This window comes from Sinomonas atrocyanea (genome assembly GCF_030811715.1).
GTDB classification, from domain to species: Bacteria; Actinomycetota; Actinomycetes; order Actinomycetales; family Micrococcaceae; genus Sinomonas; species Sinomonas atrocyanea_A.
In genome coordinates this window covers 279,055-297,456 of record NZ_JAUSRH010000002.1, presented here as the reverse complement: position 1 = coordinate 297,456, position 18,402 = coordinate 279,055, and the positions used below count along the sequence as shown (strand labels likewise).

The 18,402-nt window shown below is 63.2% G+C and carries 13 protein-coding genes; 6 read left to right on the top strand and 7 right to left on the bottom strand.

What is annotated here, in order from left to right; all coding sequences use genetic code 11:
- Positions 1-1,063: 1,063 nt before the first annotated feature.
- From J2W21_RS04215 to J2W21_RS04190, 6 genes are all read left to right on the top strand, one after another.
- Positions 1,064-1,666: an acyltransferase gene (locus J2W21_RS04215; RefSeq protein WP_307113258.1), complete on the top strand. Its 603-nt coding sequence runs from the start codon at positions 1,064-1,066 to the stop codon at positions 1,664-1,666.
- The gene (locus J2W21_RS04210) at positions 1,663-4,329 is read left to right on the top strand and encodes a WecB/TagA/CpsF family glycosyltransferase (RefSeq protein WP_307113257.1); all 2,667 of its coding nucleotides are present in this window, start codon (positions 1,663-1,665) and stop codon (positions 4,327-4,329) included. Before J2W21_RS04215 ends, J2W21_RS04210 begins: the two co-directional genes overlap by 4 nt.
- Positions 4,326-4,748, top strand: coding sequence for a VanZ family protein (locus J2W21_RS04205; protein WP_307113256.1), 423 nt, complete (start codon positions 4,326-4,328; stop codon positions 4,746-4,748). The genes J2W21_RS04210 and J2W21_RS04205 overlap by 4 nt, the downstream gene beginning before the upstream one ends.
- Positions 4,749-4,781: 33 nt before the next feature.
- Positions 4,782-9,503 carry a DUF4082 domain-containing protein gene (locus tag J2W21_RS04200; RefSeq protein ID WP_307113255.1) on the top strand — a complete coding sequence of 1,574 codons (4,722 nt, stop codon included), beginning with the start codon at positions 4,782-4,784 and terminating at the stop codon, positions 9,501-9,503.
- A 63-nt stretch (positions 9,504-9,566) separates the two neighbouring features.
- Positions 9,567-10,013, top strand: a complete 447-nt coding sequence (locus tag J2W21_RS04195; RefSeq protein WP_307113254.1) for a hypothetical protein — start codon at positions 9,567-9,569, stop codon at positions 10,011-10,013.
- 9 nt (positions 10,014-10,022) lie between these two features.
- Positions 10,023-10,946 (top strand): hypothetical protein, encoded by a 924-nt coding sequence (locus J2W21_RS04190; RefSeq protein WP_307113253.1) that lies wholly within the window; start codon positions 10,023-10,025, stop codon positions 10,944-10,946.
- Positions 10,947-10,996: 50 nt separating this feature from the next.
- Here the strand turns inward: J2W21_RS04190 and epsE are convergent, their stop codons facing one another.
- The 7 genes from epsE to J2W21_RS19780 all read right to left on the bottom strand — a co-directional run bounded on the left by epsE (position 10,997) and on the right by J2W21_RS19780 (position 18,261).
- Positions 10,997-12,232, bottom strand: a complete 1,236-nt coding sequence (epsE, locus tag J2W21_RS04185) for an exopolysaccharide biosynthesis GT4 family glycosyltransferase EpsE (protein ID WP_307113252.1) — start codon at positions 12,230-12,232, stop codon at positions 10,997-10,999.
- Between the two features lie 11 nt (positions 12,233-12,243).
- Complete coding sequence (locus tag J2W21_RS04180) at positions 12,244-13,047, bottom strand: chain-length determining protein (RefSeq protein WP_307113251.1); 804 nt, start codon at positions 13,045-13,047, stop codon at positions 12,244-12,246.
- A gap of 8 nt (positions 13,048-13,055) precedes the next feature.
- Positions 13,056-14,420, bottom strand: coding sequence for an O-antigen ligase family protein (locus tag J2W21_RS04175; protein ID WP_307113250.1), 1,365 nt, complete (start codon positions 14,418-14,420; stop codon positions 13,056-13,058).
- A 62-nt stretch (positions 14,421-14,482) separates the two neighbouring features.
- Positions 14,483-15,451 (bottom strand): rhamnosyltransferase WsaF family glycosyltransferase, encoded by a 969-nt coding sequence (locus J2W21_RS04170; protein ID WP_307113249.1) that lies wholly within the window; start codon positions 15,449-15,451, stop codon positions 14,483-14,485.
- 266 nt (positions 15,452-15,717) lie between these two features.
- Entirely contained in the window at positions 15,718-16,608 is an 891-nt protein-coding gene (locus J2W21_RS04165) for a DUF6492 family protein (RefSeq protein ID WP_307113248.1), read from the bottom strand.
- Complete coding sequence (locus tag J2W21_RS04160) at positions 16,598-17,629, bottom strand: glycosyltransferase family A protein (protein WP_307113247.1); 1,032 nt, start codon at positions 17,627-17,629, stop codon at positions 16,598-16,600. Before J2W21_RS04160 ends, J2W21_RS04165 begins: the two co-directional genes overlap by 11 nt.
- A gap of 38 nt (positions 17,630-17,667) precedes the next feature.
- Entirely contained in the window at positions 17,668-18,261 is a 594-nt protein-coding gene (locus J2W21_RS19780; protein WP_373423059.1) for a glycosyltransferase family 4 protein, read from the bottom strand.
- Positions 18,262-18,402: the final 141 nt, after the last annotated feature.

Here is an 18,402-nt window from a genome sequence, read left to right as displayed (position 1 = left end):
CCTTGAGTGCCTCGACCGCGAGGGTCTCCGGCCGCTACCAACTGTGACTGGGGCGTGCTCGTTCAGGCTCGCCCGCCCGTGGCCCGGGCCTGCTGTCTTCGTGCAGATAGGTGTCTGATAAGCAGATGAGCAGGCCCGCCACTGCAGAGCGTGGGAGATGCGGCGTTCGAGGACCCGCTCGTGGGTAGATCCTGCGTGGCCAGGGCTCGAAGGGTTCACCGATGGGCGCTCCGGTGCTGATGGCTTTGGACCAGCCCGAAGCTCTCCGTGGCCTCAGCTGGCCATGCGGCGGACTGCGGACCTGACACTCAGGCTCCGCTAAGACTGACGCCAGCGACGCGCTGATCGTCGCCGAGGCCGCTCAGACAGTCCCGCACGCCCGGGCTCGATTCACACCGACGAGGGCGAAAGGAACAGATCACCGTCCTCGTCCTGCTCGCCGGTTCGGCCAGGATCTCGCACACCTGTCAATCGCATCTTCGAACCAGCTCGATGGCGAGGGGCCTTGTCATTGGCAGGGCCCGAGTGCAGCAGGCGTTCCCATCCGAGTCCAGAGCGAAAGCGCAGTTGTCAGACACTCCGACGTCGAGCCCGACGAACACCATCAGCAGGCATGCGGGCCACTGCGCGGCACACTGAAACGCGAAGGCTTCCTTCCATTGACCACCGGTTCAGATCCGCCCCGCGCCACACGGCGCGTCCTCTCAGCACGGAGAGGACGCCGGCACTACGTGCGCGGTTATGAGCCGATATGCGTGTCGATGGATCGAGCTAGGGCGTCGAACACTCTGTGATGCACCAGCAGACTCTTTTCAGGCGCTGCATCGGCACTGAGCCCGAGGGCCGCCCCTGTACGCAGACAGCCCGCGCCCTGTACTCGGTACTACTTGCCCCGTGGGCCGCGGCATACGCGCGGGCCGGACGGCCGCCGTCCTGCACCACCTGATTCCGGGCCGCCCGATCCCCGATTCGGTTTCCCTTGCTTGTCCGCCTGATCCCCGCCTGACGACCGTGGTGCCAGCTGCACACACGGAACGCGTCACGCGTGGGGACGGAGGCCTGCATGGATCGGATCGACGCCACGGCGGTGGTCGAGGACGGCGCGCACATCGGCGCCGCGACCACCCTCTGGCAGTACGCGCACGTCCGTGCCGGGGCGAGTATCGGCAGCGAGTGCACCGTGGGCCGCGGCGTCTACGTGGGCCCGGGCGCGGTGGTCGGCGACCGCTGCAAGCTGCAGAACTACGCGCTCGTCTACGAGCCTGCGGTGCTCGAGGACGGCGCCTTCGTGGGGCCCGCCGCGGTGCTCACCAACGACCTGAACCCGCGGGCGGTCAACCCGGACGGCACCGCCAAGTCGGCCGCCGACTGGGACGCCGTGGGCGTATCCGTCGGCCGGGGCGCGGCGATCGGCGCGCGGGCAGTGTGCGTCGCCCCGGTGCGGATCGGGGCCTGGGCCACCGTGGCGGCCGGCGCCGTGGTGGTCCGGGACGTGCCGGACTACGCGCTCGTGGCCGGCGTGCCCGCCCGCCAGATCGGCTGGGTCGGCGAGGCGGGGCACCGCCTCAAGGAAGACCCGGCCGAGGACGGGACCACGTGGGTGTGCCCCGTGACCGGGGCCAGGTACACCGAGGACGCCGGGCGGCTTCGGAGGGCCGAGGCGTGAGCGCGGGAGGCCGCGTGCTGCTCGGCGGCACCGCCGTGACCCTTCTGGACTCCGCCGAGGCCGTCGACGCGGTCCTCGGCGGGTGCCGCGGGCGGACCGCGCCGCTCGGCGTCGTCTCCGCGAATCTGGACCACATCTTCCACTTCGGCGCCGGCGGCCGCTGGCAGCACGCGCTCGAGGCCGCCGACGGCGTCGAGTGGCTCACGCTGCTCGACGGCGCCCCGCTCGCGGCCGAGGCCGAGAGGATCACCGGCCGGGCGTGGCCGCGGCTCGCCGGCAGTGACCTCATCGGCCCGCTCCTGGACCGTGCCGAGGCCGACCGCCTGCGCGTCGGGTTCCTCGGCGGTAGCCCGGAGGTGCAGGGGCTGCTCGCGGCCCGGCTGGCCGAGCGGCGTCCGGGCCTCGAGGTGGCCGGATTCTGGAGCCCCACCCGGGCCGAGCTCGGCGACCCGGACTCCGCGCGGGCCGCGGCCCTCGCCGTCGCGGCCGCGCGCACCGACGTCCTCGTGGTGGGCCTGGGCAAGCCCCGGCAGGAGCTGTGGATCGCCGAGCACGGCGTGCACACCGGCGCGAGGGTGCTGCTCGCGTTCGGTGCCGCGGTGGACTTCCTGGCAGAGCGCGTCCAGCGGGCCCCCTCCTGGGTGGCCGAGCACGGCTTCGAATGGGCGTGGAGGCTCGTCCTGGAGCCGGCCCGCCTCTCCGAGCGGTACCTGGTGCAGGGGCCCGAGGCCTACCTGCGCCTGCGCCGCCACAGCGCCGCGGGCGGCATCGCGCTGTCCGCCGCGGCGCGGCGGGAGGCGGCGCGTGCCTCGGCCAGGGCCGCCCACCCGGCCGGCCGGGGCCTTCCCCGGGACGGCAGCCCCGGTCCGGGCGCCGAGGGCGCGTTCGTGCGCAATGGAGAGGCCGCAGAGGTCGCCGTCGTCGTCGTGACGTACAACAATGCCGACACGGTCGATGCGCTCGTCGCGTCGCTGCGGCGCGAGGCCCGCGACGTGCGGCTCCGCGTCGTGGTGGCGGACAACTCCCCCGGCCGGGCCACCCTCGACGCGCTCGCCCGGCACCCCGACGTCCTCGCCTTCCCCACCGGCGGGAACCTCGGCTACGCGGGCGGCGTCAACGCCGCCGTGGCCGCCGCGGGCGACGCCGAGGCGTACTTCGTCCTCAACCCGGACACCGAGGTCTCCCCCGGAGCGATCGCCGCGCTCCTGGCGAGGCTGCGCGCGAGCGGGGCGGGCGCCGTCGTGCCCCTCCTCGTGGACGACGACGGCGTGCCGCACACCTCGCTGCGGCGGGAGCCCAGCGCGGCGCGGATCTGGGGCGATGCCCTCTTCGGCGCGCACTTCGCCGGCCGGCCGCACTGGTGCGCCGAGACGGACTACGACCCCGAGAGCTACGCCCACGCGCACACGGTGGACTGGGCGACCGGCGCCGCGATGCTCGTCTCGGCCGCGGCTGCGGCGGAGACCGGGCCGTGGGACGAGCGCTACTTCATGTACTCGGAGGAGACGGACTACTGCCATGCCCTACGCGAGCGCGGGTTCGAGGTCTGGTTCGAGCCGGCGGCCAGGGTGCGGCACTCGGGAGCGGGCTCTGGGACCTCCGGGCCGCTCGCGGCCCTCATGGCGGTGAACCGCATCCGCTACATGCGCAAGCACCATCCCGGCGTGCCCGCGGCGCTCGCCTCCGCCGCCGTGGTCGCCCGCGAGGCGCTGCGCTCGTACGACGGCGGCCACCGCCGCACGCTGGCAGCGCTCCTCCGCCCCGGGGGCTGGGACGCGCTGGTGCCGCTGGCCGGGCCCGACGTCGTGCCCGGCCAGTCCTTCGTGTCCTGTGCAGCCGGGAAGGCCGGCGAGCATCCGGTCGGGAGCGTCGTCATTCCCGCCCACAACGAGGAGTCGGTGATCGGCCGGACCCTCGAGGGGCTCCGGCCGGCGCTCGCGAGCGGCCGCGTCGAGGTGATTGTGGCGTGCAATGCCTGCACCGACGCGACCGCCGAGGTCGCGCGGGCCTTCGAGGGCGTACGCGTGATCGAGCTGCCGGAGCCCGGCAAGGGGCGGGCGCTCAATGCCGCGGATGCGGTGGCCACCCGATGGCCCCGCGTGTACCTGGACGCCGACATCGAGCTCCCGCCCAGTGCGCTGGCCACCGTGCTCGCTGAGCTGGACCGCGGCCGGTACCTGGCCGCGCGCCCGGCCTTCCGCTACGACCGCACGGACTGCGACCCGTTCGTCGCGGCCTACTACCGGGCCCGCGTACGCGTCCCGTCGAACCGCGCGGCGCTGTGGGGCGCCGGCTGCTACGCCCTGACCGAGGCCGGCCACCGCCGGCTCGGCCGCTTCCCCGAGGGCATGGCGGACGACTACTACGTCGATGCCCTGTTCTCCGCTGACCAGAAGGTCATCCTCGACTGCGAGCCCGTCACTGTACGCCCCCCACAGACGGCGGGCTCGCTCATCTCCACCCTGCACCGCGTCTACCGCGCCCCCGCCCTCGCCGGCGGGGGCACTCCGGAACGCACCGTCCGCGGACTCCTCGCCTCCGTGCGCGGGCCGCTCTCCGCCGCCGACGCCGCCGTCTACGCGACGTTCGCGCTCGTGGGGCGCCGGGTCGGCCCAGTCGCGGGCGCCCCGCCTTGGGAGCGCGACGAGAGCAGCCGGCGATGAGGCGACGAGCGGTCCTCTGGGTGCTCGGGGTCTACTGCGCCCTGCTTGCCGTGCTGGTATTCAGCCCCGTGGGGCCGAGCCTGCGTGGAGTGCCGCTGCCCGCCGGGGTGAGGGCGGGCGAGGTCGAGGCGGCGGCGAACGTGCTGGTGTTCGTCCCGCTCGGCTTCTTGGTGGCGCAGCTTCTGCCCCGCGGGCGCCGGTGGCTCGCCGTCCCCTTCTGCTGCCTGACCTCAACATCCATCGAGGTTGTGCAGGCTCTGTTCATCTCAACGCGTCTCGGAACGCCGCGGGATGTCTTCACCAACACGACGGGGGCGTTGGTGGGCTACCTGCTCTTCACTGCCTCGCGGTGGATCCGAGTCCACCGGCCCCAGCCTGCCGCCCGCGGCGGGTCGGTCTCAGAACGCTCGTCCCTCTAGCAGCAGCGCACCATGTCCCAGCGAGGAGTCCCCGTGACACCGTCAGCAGGCTTCAGATTGCTCCACCGTCTCCACCGCGTCACCCTCCGCCGGAGCACAGCAACGTTGGTCCCCGGACTCCTCGTTGCGGGCACGCTGGCAGCCATCCCGCTCGTATCGGGGGCCCCGCCGGCCGAGGCGGCCACCAACCCCTGCACGGCCCCTGTGGCGAGCGCCGTCGCGTGCGAAAACACCCAGGCGGGTACCCCGCAGAGCGACTGGATGATCTCGGGAGCGGGTGACTCGACGATCCAGGGCTACGCCACGCAGATGAGCGTGAACGTCGGCGAGACTGTCACGTTCAAGATCAATACGGCTGCAAAGGCATATCACTTCGACATCCTGCGGCTCGGCTACTACCAGGGGAACGGCGCGCGGAAGGTGGCCGCCAACCTGCTGCCCAGCGCCGCGCTGCCCCAGTCGCAGCCAGCGTGCCAGACATTCTCCGACACTGGCCTCGTCGACTGCGGGAACTGGGCAGCCTCAGGGTCATGGACGGTGCCGACGAGCGCAGTCTCCGGCGTCTACATCGCCCATCTCGTGCGCAACGACACGGGAGGGAGCAGCTGGATACCCTTCGTGGTTCGGAACGACTCTGCCACCACGGCGATCGTCATGCAGACCTCTGACGAGACCTGGCAGGCCTACAACACGTACGGGGGCAACAGCCTCTACCAGTGCACCGTGGCATGCCCCCCCGGAAACCCGCAGGCCTACAAGGCGGCTTTCAAGGTCTCGTACAACCGGCCCTTCCATTCCGCGCTGGACGATCAGGGCCGCAGCTGGCTCACCTACGCCGAGATGCCGATGATCCGGTTCATGGAAGCCAACGGCTACGACATGAGCTACATGGCGGGTATCGACGTCGCGACCCGTGGATCACTTCTGACCAATCACAAGGCCTTCGTCACCGCAGGGCACGACGAGTACTGGTCCTATGACCAGCGCGCCAACGTGGAGGCCGCGCGCGACAAGGGCGTCAACGTCGCGATGTTCACTGGCAACGAGATCTTCTGGCGGACGCGCTGGGAACCCAGTCAGGCCGGTGCCACGGCGTCGGGCCGCACGCTGGTGGCGTACAAGGACACGCACTTCAATGCCCCGACCGATCCGGTGACGTGGACTGGAACCTACGCCGACCCGCGCTATGGGACAGCGGGAGGCGGAGGAAATCCCCAGAACTCGCTCAGCGGGCAGTTCTTCAACGTGAATTCGGGAACGACCGACATCACGGTCCCGGCCCAGTACGCCAAGCTGCGAATGTGGCGCAATACGCCCATTGCCAACCTCACGGGCACCCAATCGGCCACTCTCGGGGCCGGACTCGGAACGCTCGGCTACGAGTGGGACCTCGATGCCGACAACGGGTTCAGGCCCGCCGGCCTCTTCGACCTCTCCTCGACGACCTACGGGAGTTCTGAGATCTTCACTGACTACGGCTCCAATACTTTGGGCGGCCAGACCGCAACACACAACCTGACCGAGTACCGTGCGAAGAGCGGTGCACTCGTCTTCGGCGCGGGAACCGTCCAATGGTCGTGGGGCCTCGACGGGTTCACGACCGGCAAGAGCCCAGACCCGACGATGCAGCAAGCTACCGTCAACCTCTTCGCGGATATGGGGGTCCAGCCGGCCACCCTGATGTCCGGCATAACACCAGCCTCAGCGTCGACGGACAGCACCGCGCCGACGTCGGCCGTTACCGCTCCAGCGAGCGGAACCTCGTTCGCGGACGGGACCGCTGTCACCATCAAGGGGACAGCGTCCGACGTCGGAGGTGTGGTCGCGGGCGTCGAGGTATCGACCGACGGCGGCACTACCTGGCATCCCGCCACCGGCACCACGAGCTGGAGCTATTCGTGGAACGTCCACGGCAACCCGTCGACGATACTCAAGACCCGTGCTGTCGATGACAGCGGCAACATCGAGTCTCCCGGTTCTGGCGCGTCCGTGTCCGTGGCCTGCCCCTGTTCGCTCTTCGGAACGAGCACCAAGCCCGCCGTGGCGGACGCGGGCGACGCCAACTCTGTGGAAGTGGGGGCCCAGTTTTACTCGGATGTCGCGGGCACTGTGACCGGAGTGCGCTTCTACAAGGCCTCCACCAACACCGGCACCCATGTCGGGAACCTCTGGACGGCCTCCGGGACCAAGCTCGCCAGTGTCACTTTCAGCGGCGAGAGCGGCTCGGGGTGGCAGACCGCAGCGTTCTCACAGCCGGTGTCGATCGCCGCCGGCACCAAGTACGTCATCTCCTACTTCGCCCCGAAGGGCCACTACACCCAGACGACGGGCTACTTCTACAACAACCCCTCGCCACCCCCGGCCGGATCCGGCTCGGTTGACTCGCCTCCGCTGCACTTCACCCGGAGCCTCCCCGGCTCACCCAACGGCTTCTACGTGTACAGCAGCACGTCGACGTTCCCCAACCAGATCTACGATGCTGAGTACTACTGGGTAGATCCAGTGTTCTCACCGGCCGCGAACCAACCTCCTGCGGTGACCACCACGAGCCCGTCCTCGGGAGCTACTGGGGTCGCTACAACGACTGCGCCGACCGCAACGTTCAACCAGGCAGTCAGCTCCACGTCGGTGACCTTCACGCTCAAGGATTCCACGGGCGCAGCGGTCACAGGAACAACGAGCCTCAATAACACCGGAACCGTGGCGACGTTCACGCCATCGGCTGCCCTTGCCTACAGCACCGCGTACACCGCCACGGTGAGCGGAGCCACGAACTCTACCGGCCAGACCATGGCCAACCCCTACTCCTGGACCTTCACCACCGCAGCGGCTCCGCCCGCCCCTGCCGTGGCTTCGACAGCGCCCGCCCCAGGCGCAACCGGAGTCGCCACCAATGCGGCACCGAGCGCGACGTTCAATCAGGCCGTGAGTGCGTCATCAGTGACCTTCACCCTCAAGGACTCGACCGGGGCTTTGGTGCCCGGGACGACGGCACTGGGCGGCAACCGCACGGTAGCGACGTTCACGCCGTCGGCCGCTCTGAGCTACGGCATGACATACACAGCGACGGTGAGCGGAGCCACGAACTCTACGGGCCAGACTATGGCCAGCCCCTACTCGTGGAACTTCGCCACAGCCAGCGCACCGCCCGCCCCCAATGTCTCCTCTGCGAATCCGCCCCCGGGCGCAACTGGAGTCGCAGTGACCTCTCCCGTCAGCGCAACCTTCAGTCAGGACGTCACGCCCTCGTCCGTCCAGTTCACGGTGCAGGACGTGTCGGGGGTCGCCGTTGCCGGTTCCGTCTCATACTCCAGCGCGACTACAACGGCAACCTTCACTCCGTCCTCTTCGCTCGCCAACGGTGTGCAGTACACGGCGACCGTGAGCGGCGCGACCAACGCGACGGGCCAGATGATGTCCCCCTACAGCTGGAGCTTCACGACCGTGCCCGCCTATTCGTGCCCCTGCACGGTGTTCCCGTCGACTTCAACGCCGGCGAATGCGAACTCCGGCGACGCGAACAGTGTCGAACTCGGGATGAAGTTCCAGACGACCACGAACGGCCAGATCACGGGGGTCCGCTTCTACAAGGGCTCTCAAAACACGGGCACCCACGTCGGCAACCTGTGGTCGGCAAGCGGCACGAACCTCGCAAGCGTGACCTTCGTCAACGAATCCGCTTCCGGCTGGCAGCAGGCGTACTTCTCGACGCCTGTCTCGGTGACGGCAAACACCAGTTACGTCATCTCCTACTATGCGCCAGCCGGTAACTACTCCTACACCAGCAACGGGTTCTCGGGCCAACAGGGTACAGCGCCCCTTGTCGGCCTTGCGAGTGGGGCTTCAGGCGGAAACGGGGTCTTCGCGTACGGCCCTACGTCGAGCTTCCCTGCCGGGACCTACAACTCGACGAACTACTGGGTCGATGCGGTCTTCAATCCAGGAGCTCCCGCCGCGCCGATGGTTCTGAGCACCTCGCCGTCCCAGGGCGCTACCGGCGTGCCCGTGACATCCACGGTTTCCGCGACTTTCGACCAAGCGGTCGATACGTCAGCGGCGACCTTCACGTTGACCCCGAGCGGAGGCGCAGCCGTCTCGGGAACGACCGGCAATCTTTCCGCCTCAGGCACCATCACCTTCACGCCGGCCTCTGCTCTAGCCGGAAGCACCACATACACGGCGAGTGTCGCCGGCGCGAAGAGCGCAACGGGTCAGTCGATGGCATCGGCTTACACCTGGAGTTTCACGACCGGGGCCTCGGGCTACAACTGCCCGTGCAGCGTTTTCAGCACCTCATCAACGCCGGCGGTTCCGAACGTCAATGACGCTCACGCTGTGGAACTCGGGATGCAGTTCACTTCGGATGTATCCGGCTCCTTGACAGCCATCCGCTTCTACAAGGGTTCCCAGAACACGGGAACTCACGTAGGCCACCTTTGGACGGGCAGCGGGACGCTGCTGGCTTCAGTGACGTTCTCAGGCGAGACCGCTAGTGGGTGGCAGACCGCCACTTTGTCGAGCCCCATAGCGGTCTCGGCGAACACAACGTATGTGGTCTCTTATTACGCTCCGAATGGCTATTACTCGGCCAACGGCAGCTACTTCACCAACTCGGCGGACTCTCCGCCGCTGCATGGGCTCGCCAGCACAGCTGGTCATCTGAACGGTGTCTACGTGTACGGTGCGTCAGGCTTCCCGACGAACAGCTACAACGCCACCAACTACTGGGTCGATCTAGTCATGAAGGTGCCGTAGGCCATGTCTCCGTCAATTCGTCGGACACTGGGGCGGCAGCTCGGGAGCGTACTCACCTGCTGCTTGCTCCTCACAGAATCTGTGAGTGGACCCGCGGCTGCACCAGGGACGTCTAAGGAGGGCAGCGAGATCATCGGCTCCGTCACGCCCGGGTCCGGAATCAAGAGCACAAACGAGGTTGTGGGGCTCGATGTGAATGCGAACGTTCATAGCTGGAATGGAGGACAACTCAAGCCTGCGATCGACCGTTACACCGCACTCGGTCCTCTCCTCTGGCGAGTGATCATCGACCGAGGCGACTGGGAATCTACTCAGCTTCCTGGGACTGCTGACACAGTCGATTGGAACGCCTATAGCACGATTTACAGCACGGGCAAGATGAGCGACCTTTGGAGTACCGTGCGGTACATTGAGGCCTCCCCCGGTCAGAAGGTGATGATCAACGTCATGGGTGGTGTACCCGGATGGATGGGTGGGAGCAAAATCCGTGACGACAAAGAGGACTACTAGGTTCGAAGTATGGCAACGATGATCGCGTTCGGGCGCAACGTCGAGAAGCTTGACTTCTCGATTGTGGGCCCGATGAACGAGGTCGACTGGAATGGAGTTGAAGGACCTCAGGTACCGCCGGATCAATACGTCCGACTCATGCATAAGCTGCTCAGCCGTCTTGATGAGATGGGACTTCACGATATCCGACTCGTAGTCCCGGACACTGCTGATCCTGAAAGAGGACTCGGCGCATACCTCCCAGCCATTGCCTCCGACACCCTGGTTGTCGCCCACGTGGCTGCCTGGGGAGTGCATACCTACAGCGGCGATCTGGGTGGGGCACCGGCAAAGCTCGCCGCCGGAGGGGTCGCAACCCCGGTCATCGTGACCGAATACTCAGGACCCTGCCCCAGCTGTGACGATGGAGCACCACATCCCGACGACCCGTCGGCGGCCGTGGAAACTGCCCAGGAAGCCGTGAGCCTCCTGAAGCAGGGAGCAAACGGGTTAGAGTTTTACGATGCGTGGGACGGCTTTTACGAGCACCACGGGCATGTGGGTTATTGGGGAGCGCTTGCGTACGATGATTTGACGGGAACCTACGACCCGCGACGAGCGTTCACCGTGCTTTCAATACTTGTTGCATGCATCCGCCCAGGTGCTCGGAGTGTCAGCCTTGAGGCAGACGGAACAGGCATTGACTCGGCGGCCGCTTTTATTGAACCCAGCACAGGAAAGAGGTCAGTCCTCATCTTTGCGTCCGACACGGGCGGTACTTCCAAGCTGGCGATCCCTTCTGAGAACGAATTCCGACGAATAAGCGTGACGACCAAGAATCTTGCCATTGCACCCGAAAGAGATTCCCGTAGCTCTACCGGGGGGTTCATCGTGCGCATGGGAGCACTGGAAGGTGATCTGCAGGGCTCCTATTTTTACTGCATATCGGAATGAAAACCAGCTACTGATCGGTGGATGCGGACGATGACAGCCGACGCTCTTCCTCAGGAATCGGGATAATCGCTATTCAATCTCTCGACCAGCATCTTCGCACTTCTGATGCTTCCGAAACCAGCTTCGACCCGGGCACGTGCAGATCTTCCGAGGTTAAGCGCGAGATGAGGATCGTTCGCCACCGTTGACAACGCGCGCGCCAACTCATTCGGAACACCTGGCGGGACCATGATTCCAGCGCCCTCGACTACCAGTTCGGATACCCCCATCGAGCGGGTAACCACGACCGGCATCTCGAGTGCCATAGCTTCCATGATCGCAACACCCAGTGGCTCCGCATGACTCGCTAGCGCAAAGATATGGGCAGCTTCGAGCTCGGCCCTCACATCTTCATGACCGACGCTGCCGGCCAAGACCGCATAGTCGCCAAGACCAAGGTCACCAATGAGCGCTTCAAGCCGCCTCCTGTAGCCCGTCCCGCCGTCCTCGTCCTCACCGATGATAACCAGCCGCACATCCAAACCTTCGCGTCTAAGAAGACTCAGGGACTTGAGGAGGACATCATGCCCCTTGCTCACGTTTAACCTCGCACAAGAAACGACACGCAGCGGCCCGTCACCGGTCCATGGAATGTACGAAGAACAACGACGAAACTCAGACAGATCCACTCCCATCGGAGAGACCTGGGCGGTCTGGGCCGCGTTACCCGGGATCTCCTCAGCCACGCGCATTGCGAGCTCATTCGTAATGATCGTAGCGAATGAAGCGTTGGACCACTTGTCCTTTTGGTGGCCGCCGTAGTCAGATAATTGACCATGAAGAGTCAAACTATAGGGAAGCCCTGCGATCGAATGCGCCATGAGGGCAACCAAGGCAGCATCGCCGCATGAATGCACATGGACGTGCCTCCACTCTCGACGGCGCCCCAATCGCACCAGTTCGGCGCCAGCGCAAAAGGCAGCCATCCCTCGCAATATTTCCGCGACCGAAAACCGGCGGGTAGAAGTCCCAGCTATCATTGCCCCCGCTCGTATCGGGGCTTTTGCGATTTGCGCGCATCCGCTTGCCAACAGGCGAAGATCGCGGCGAGCCGATCCTCCTAGATAAAGAGTCCGCTCGCGCGCACTCAATGCCCAACGATGCCTCCCTTGGACGGAACGTGGAGGTCGCGTCGAAACTATGTCAACATCCCAGCCCATTTCTTCAACGTGACGTAGTTCGCCCCAGAAGAAAGAGTGGGTTTGGCCAGGAAACTCCGGAACAAGATACCCAATTCGCCTCGCCACTGTAGTCTAACCTATGCCTGGTTTGGTCTGACGACAGTATGCTTGTCGTTTGACGCCGGCCGGGTCCGCGACTTTACACTCAAATGAACTGCTGCGACGGAATGCACAGGGCTCGAATTCCGATGTGCGCGAGCGCTTCGTCTCGATGCAGGCGCAACAGTCGGAAAGTTCAACAATTGCTGGCGGCGTCGACGCGTGCTGTGGACAATCGCCACAAGTCCAAACATGAGCACTAGGCCGGCGACGGCCACCGCAATCGCAGACCGCAGTCTGCTGGAAAACTGCTCCGTAGCGCTAGTCGGAGGAGACACCACAAGCGAGGTGAAGAGATACGTATTGTCAGCGCCTTCTACCTTCTGAATAGCATAAAGATCATTTTCAAGGAGCTTTCCTACCGCAGCCGTGGTCGCAATTGTATCTGCCGGGCTAGATGAAACGCCTTTGATGTCCACAAGAAAGTTGTAATTTCCGCCACCGCCCCTGATGACCTGATACTCGACACTGTGCCCTTCCTGCGCCAGAAGATCCTGACTGGACTTGTCGTTCAACTTGGTGATTAGAGACTGCACAATCAGAGAATTGTCAGACGAACGCAAATAGGGATTGTTTGAATTGAGCTTGCGTAGAGCGGGATCATTGTTCAGCTGCTCCTGGCTCGGAACCTGGGGGTTGATCACCGCATAGGTCATGATCGATTCATATCTCCGCGGCGCTACTTGGACGACGTAGAACACGGCAGCCAGCGTGGCAAGCAGGATCGGCAGGGCGAACCACTTGTTTCTCCAGATGATCTTGAATACATTGGACGATTCCATGACGAGACCTATCTTTCTCTGCGTTGATTACTATGCGCGACGACCGCTGGGGGCCTGACCATTCGCGTCTGCAACCGTCCCCCAAGAGCCCTCTCCTGAGAAGCCAGTCTCCATGCCGCGCCGCCTATCCCAGTGAGCACTGGGAAGGTTAATGCGAAAATGGGAAACGACAGAGAATCGAAAGTTGCCGAGCATACCGAGGCCACCAACGTTCCGCTCATGACGGCACCAGCAAGGCAGCGCAATTCTTCCGATCTCGCCACCGCGCCAGTGTGCGCCGCGGCTATCCACGGAGTGAAGAAGTACGTTGCGACGGCCACGATACCGAAGATGCCGAGGTTCACTGCTGAACTGAGATACTGATTGTCCAGGACGTGAACCGCCGTGTCGGCACTATAGTTTCCCGGTCCTAATCCTGTCCACGGATAGCCCTCGATGATTGATTCTACTCTAGGATAGTTGTCAGTTCTGGTGCTGATCGACGGATCCGACTGTCCTATGGTAAGAGCGCTGACCAACGTGGAAATCATACCGGGCATTGTTGCAAAGACAACGAGCACCACAGTTGGCACCGCGAACAAAGCCCATCTTTTCACACGCTTTGGCATGAACGGCGTAAATACTACTAACCCGATCAGGAGCCCTAGGACCCCGCTGCGGGAAACTGTGGCGGCAATCGAAAATATGAGCAGTCCGGTCATTGACCAGTGGAGCCATGGCTTTCCCTTCGAGTCATATATCGCCCGCCAGACGGACAGAGGTAGCAGCATAGAAGAAACGGCTGCGAGCTCAATTGAGTGAAAGGTGCTTCCGGAGACCCGGACGAATGCTCCGCGCGCCTGAAATGGAGTGTCTCCGCCGTTATAGGTGAACCCGAGCATCAAGGTCTGGACCCATTGCATTGGGTTCACCAAAAGCAAAAACTGAAGAACCGCAACGAATGAACAAAAGCAAGCTCCTGCAAGTAGTGCCCGCACAAAGTCCATCACCAAATCGAGGCTCCGCAGCTGATTCGCGAGCACCATCATGAGACCGGCCGAAACCAGCATGAGAAGCAACCATCGATCCGCGCCGAGGCGACTCACGTCCGTGCTACCGCCGGTTACACCCAGAAACATGGCAGCGTAGGACGTGCATGAGACCACGACGAGGAAAGCGACTCCCACAACAGCTGGATGAAGAGTTCCGGTGATCGCCCGTCGGCCGAAGACGACTGACCCCAACCAGGCAAGCACGAGGACAACGGCGAGGATCATCGGTGCAGTACCAGAGGCGCCGATGGGCTTGATCACCATCGTGGAAGGCAGAACGAATAGAACCACAGCGAACAGCCGTGTCAGAACTGGCGCCTTCGTTACGACCCCGATAGTCACGGACCACGTCCTCCATGGTCTATTTGGCCGACGTTCACGAAGCAAGATCGTCCCCCTTCAGATCAGGCGAGAGCACGGGACGGAGATCGCACCGCGTCCTCTATCGCCCGAATCGTCGCTCTTGATGTCTCATCCCAGCCCCTCCACGCACGCGACGCGAGCTTCAGGGCCCGTCCTTCGGTGTCTGGGGCCTCCACCGCGCCCGACAACGCTGACGCGAGCGCCTCCGGCGTAGGCTGCGACCAAATCCCGACCTCTTCTCCAAGCACCTGCTTTGAACCCGCAAACTCGTTCATTACGGGCACAGCTCCAGCAGCCATCATTTCAGCTGCTGTCAATGTGACATTTGTGAAGGACAGAGTGAGTCCTGCAATAACCGAGTTGTACAAAAGGTTGAGTTCTGCAGGAACGATTGTGCCATGGTTGATGATCGGCACACGCCATCCGCTTACTTTTTCTCCGAAAACATGAATCGGTTGGTCTGGATGCCTGCGATGAAACTCTTCGAGCGCCAACTTACCGAGTTCGTAACCACGTCTCGGCACATTCTTCTTGGCATAGAACGCTACCCCACGCCTTGAGGCGCCGAGTTCCTCCCTAGGTATGTAGCGATATGCGCCAGTATCGCAGCCGAAAGGAACAACAAATTCGGGCGACTTCCCTAACTCATGCTTCATGGCCTCCGCGACCATCTCGCCCAATGAAATGTTCACGAACCCAAAGTGGTAGGTGCTCTCGGCCAACTGGTACAGAGAGCCGCGGGGATAAAAATACGGCTCATAATCTTGGATGAAATAGAACCTTCGGCTTTCTGTGGTGCTTCTTGAACCAATCACGTGGGCACTCACCCAGGAGCTGGCAACGAGGACATCGACGTCACCGAAAGAATCTACCGATGCGCTGCCAATCGGAGCGCCGAGATCAGGCCACCATTTTCTAATCAACGCCTCGTGGCGTGAGACGTCATCACTGTTCTTGTCATATAGGTACAGTTTGCAGAAGTGATTAGCCTTTTCGGCTGCAGCTACCATTCGAAACAGCGTGGTGTGCCCGCCTGATCCAGGCCCAGGCGGGCTGCAAACCCATCCGATTTTCAGCGATCCTTCGCTGCTCGGTGCAAAGATCGGAGCCGATGAGGCCCTGTGATAGATATGTTCCGGGCGCAAAGGTAGGTCCGAGGTCGACAGTCGGTCTAGTAACCATCGATTCAAGCGACGACCGACCATCTCGCCAGCGGCAGACGGCCCGTGTAATAGGGCCTCATTCCAGACCCTCTGGAGCGGTCCAGCGCCGGGCGTCATCGCTGCTCCCTTCGATATGAGGAACGGGACGCCGAGAAGTCGTCGATTGCTCTGTTCCTCAGCTCGATGTCGGTGCTGGACTTCGCCGAGATCATGACTGCGATGACGTCGTCCCGAGCCGACCGTAAGAGTCTGTCAAGGGCCGGTCGGTCCAGCGGTGTCTCCTCAGAATAGGTGGCCGCGAGCATTCGACTTGTTGTCTCCACACCGCCCTGCCTTTCCATGAAGATTCCGTAAAGCATCATCTCTGAAAAGAAGAGTTCGCCTCCGATGGCTGTTTGCCACGGCCTTCCTGACACTGCCTCGACTGTTGAAAGAAGCTGCCGCACGTTATCTGGAATCCATAAACACGGCCAGCAAACGAAGTCTGTCAGAGCCTCCTCGCCTGGCGGCTCCATATTCAAAAGTCGACAAGAAGACTCGTGCCATTTCCGGTGGATTGGGAGCCCTGCGTGGACCGCGCCGGGCTGGCGATACAGTACGGCCGCACCCCTGGGCAGTAAATCTGAAATCTCGAATGGTGCAATGAAAACGAGATCCGAGTCTGCAAGTACCACTGCCTGTGCAGAAGATGCTGCAGCAGCAGCAAGCTTCACCAATTGCTGCGCTATCCAGCCGCGCACCGGCGGCCAAACTCGTCGCCGATTAATCCAAACGTTTCTGTAAGGAATTTTGATCAGTGCCGGCGACAAGTACTCTGCCACATCGTGGACCGAAGTGTTCTCACTCGACAAGGCGGAAAACAAGGTCAGGTCGGACTTGGGGGTAATAATACGATGTTGGATGCCTGGACCCGCCCAGCGCTGAATCGAGCGGCTCAATTCGGCACACAGGGCAAAATCCGCTGCGTAGCTTGGGGTTATGATTTCGATTCGGTCAGTATCCAAACCTCCGCCACCTCCTCCATCGCACCCGCGGCCCTAGCGTTCGGGTTATCCTCCCAGCTATAACCGCTGGAATTTCACGTACGTCCTTACCAGCCTCCGGTGCCGCTGACGTCCAGACATAATCACGATACGCGTATGATGACCTGTAACCGGGGTTCAATTGTCGAGCAAGTTCCACTGCCTCAGCAACATCCGCTGTGGTTGAACGGTCACGCGATGCGACCTCTGCCGCCCATTCAAACGCCTCATCCGACATTCTTAGATAGACTTTACGTTTGAGTTCGGACCTTATTTCTTCCGGTAGGAGTGAGCGCTGAAGGAATGAGTCGTAGGCTTTTCTGCGCTCCACTAGGTCCCGGAGCAGAGTTCCGTAGTTTGTGGTCATCATGCTCATGTCGTGGATGCGCCGATATGCTTGATCCGGCCCATTGACCCTGCCCACCGACGCCACGTCTGCAATACGGAGCCACATTTCCAGGTCCGCCGAGTGGGGTAGATCTGGATTGTAGTAGCCAACACGGTGCTGGACAGAAGTCCTGACAACGGCTTCCGGCGAGCTGATTATCCCTAGAGCTCGACGGAACTGCATATCTATCCACTTCCCGCCATGCCAGACCGACCAACTTCGGGCGCGCGCTGGACTCGGGGCGGGTAGTTCTGTGAATGCCTGAGGATGGCCATAGGTAAGTCCGACGGCGGGATGGTGTTCCATCAGCGAGGTGGCTCGGGCAAGTGATCCTGGGGGCAATATATCGTCGGCTGATAGAAGGACAAGGTAGTCCGAATCGACCTGCCGAAGGCCCTCGTTATACGTTTCGATGTGGCCGATGTTCTTGTCGTGCTCGGTTACACTGACATTTCGATTTCTATCTGCTAGCTCCTCGGCGATCCGGATGCTACCGTCCGTCGAAGCATCGTCGATAATGTGAACCGTGGCGGATACGCCACGTTGCCTTGTAACACTGGAGACGCAGTCTCCGAGGTACCGACCGTAGTTGTAGCACGGCACGACCACGGCCACATGGGGAATTCTCCCCGAAGGGCAGGAGCGAATCGGACTCACCACGTCGTCACCTCATCGGTGTCTAGGGTTCCCCTCAGGTCAGCTAGTGCGTTGGATATGCGGGCAGCGACATGCGGCCAGGACGATGTGGAGGCACTCTCAGATGCGGCACGACCAACGCTCACTGCAATCTCGGGCTTAGCGAGTTCTAACATCGCAGCGACCAATGCGTCCGTATCGGTTGGGTCAACGACGAGAGCACCAGGTCCCAACAACTCGGCCGCCCCGCCTTCAGAGGTTGCGATCACGGGTAGGCCGGCCGATGCAGCCTCCAGGTAGGCGATAGGCGACGGATCAAACTCGCTTGGGAGGACGAAGCATGTGGCCTCCGCGAACAATCGGGCGAGGACGGCCTGCGCCCTAGGGTCTTCACGTGGAAGGAATCCGTGTCCATGCACTCCAGGCATGTTGAGAGAAGGATGGTGTCCTACGAGGTCCAAATGCGCATTCGGGATAACACGACGTAGACGTTCGAAAGCCGCGAGCACTCTGTCCCCATTCTTACGTCGCCAGTCGACCCCCACAAACAGGAACTTCGGCGACGACCAATCGCGGCGAAGGTCAGGCCGCGCAGCGCTGAAGTGACCCATTCCAACTACTGCTATTCGACTGTGCGGAATGCCGTAATCGTCCCGAAAGGACCGTGCAGCCCATTCGGTGCTAACGCAGCAGAGCTCTGCCGAGCGCGTGGACTCCTGCTGGCGCCTCACCCACCTTTGCACATGAGCATC

Bases quoted from the DNA above. Each gene is read 5' to 3' on its own strand.
- J2W21_RS04215 (WP_307113258.1), top strand. From the start codon at position 1,064: ATGGATCGGATCGACGCCACGGCGGTGGTCGAGGACGGCGCGCACATC.
- J2W21_RS04205 (WP_307113256.1), top strand. From the start codon at position 4,326: ATGAGGCGACGAGCGGTCCTCTGGGTGCTCGGGGTCTACTGCGCCCTG.
- J2W21_RS04190 (WP_307113253.1), top strand. From the start codon at position 10,023: ATGGCAACGATGATCGCGTTCGGGCGCAACGTCGAGAAGCTTGACTTC.
- J2W21_RS04180 (WP_307113251.1), bottom strand. From the start codon at position 13,047: ATGGAATCGTCCAATGTATTCAAGATCATCTGGAGAAACAAGTGGTTC.
- J2W21_RS04170 (WP_307113249.1), bottom strand. From the start codon at position 15,451: ATGGTAGCTGCAGCCGAAAAGGCTAATCACTTCTGCAAACTGTACCTA.
- J2W21_RS19780 (WP_373423059.1), bottom strand. From the start codon at position 18,261: ATGGGTCACTTCAGCGCTGCGCGGCCTGACCTTCGCCGCGATTGGTCG.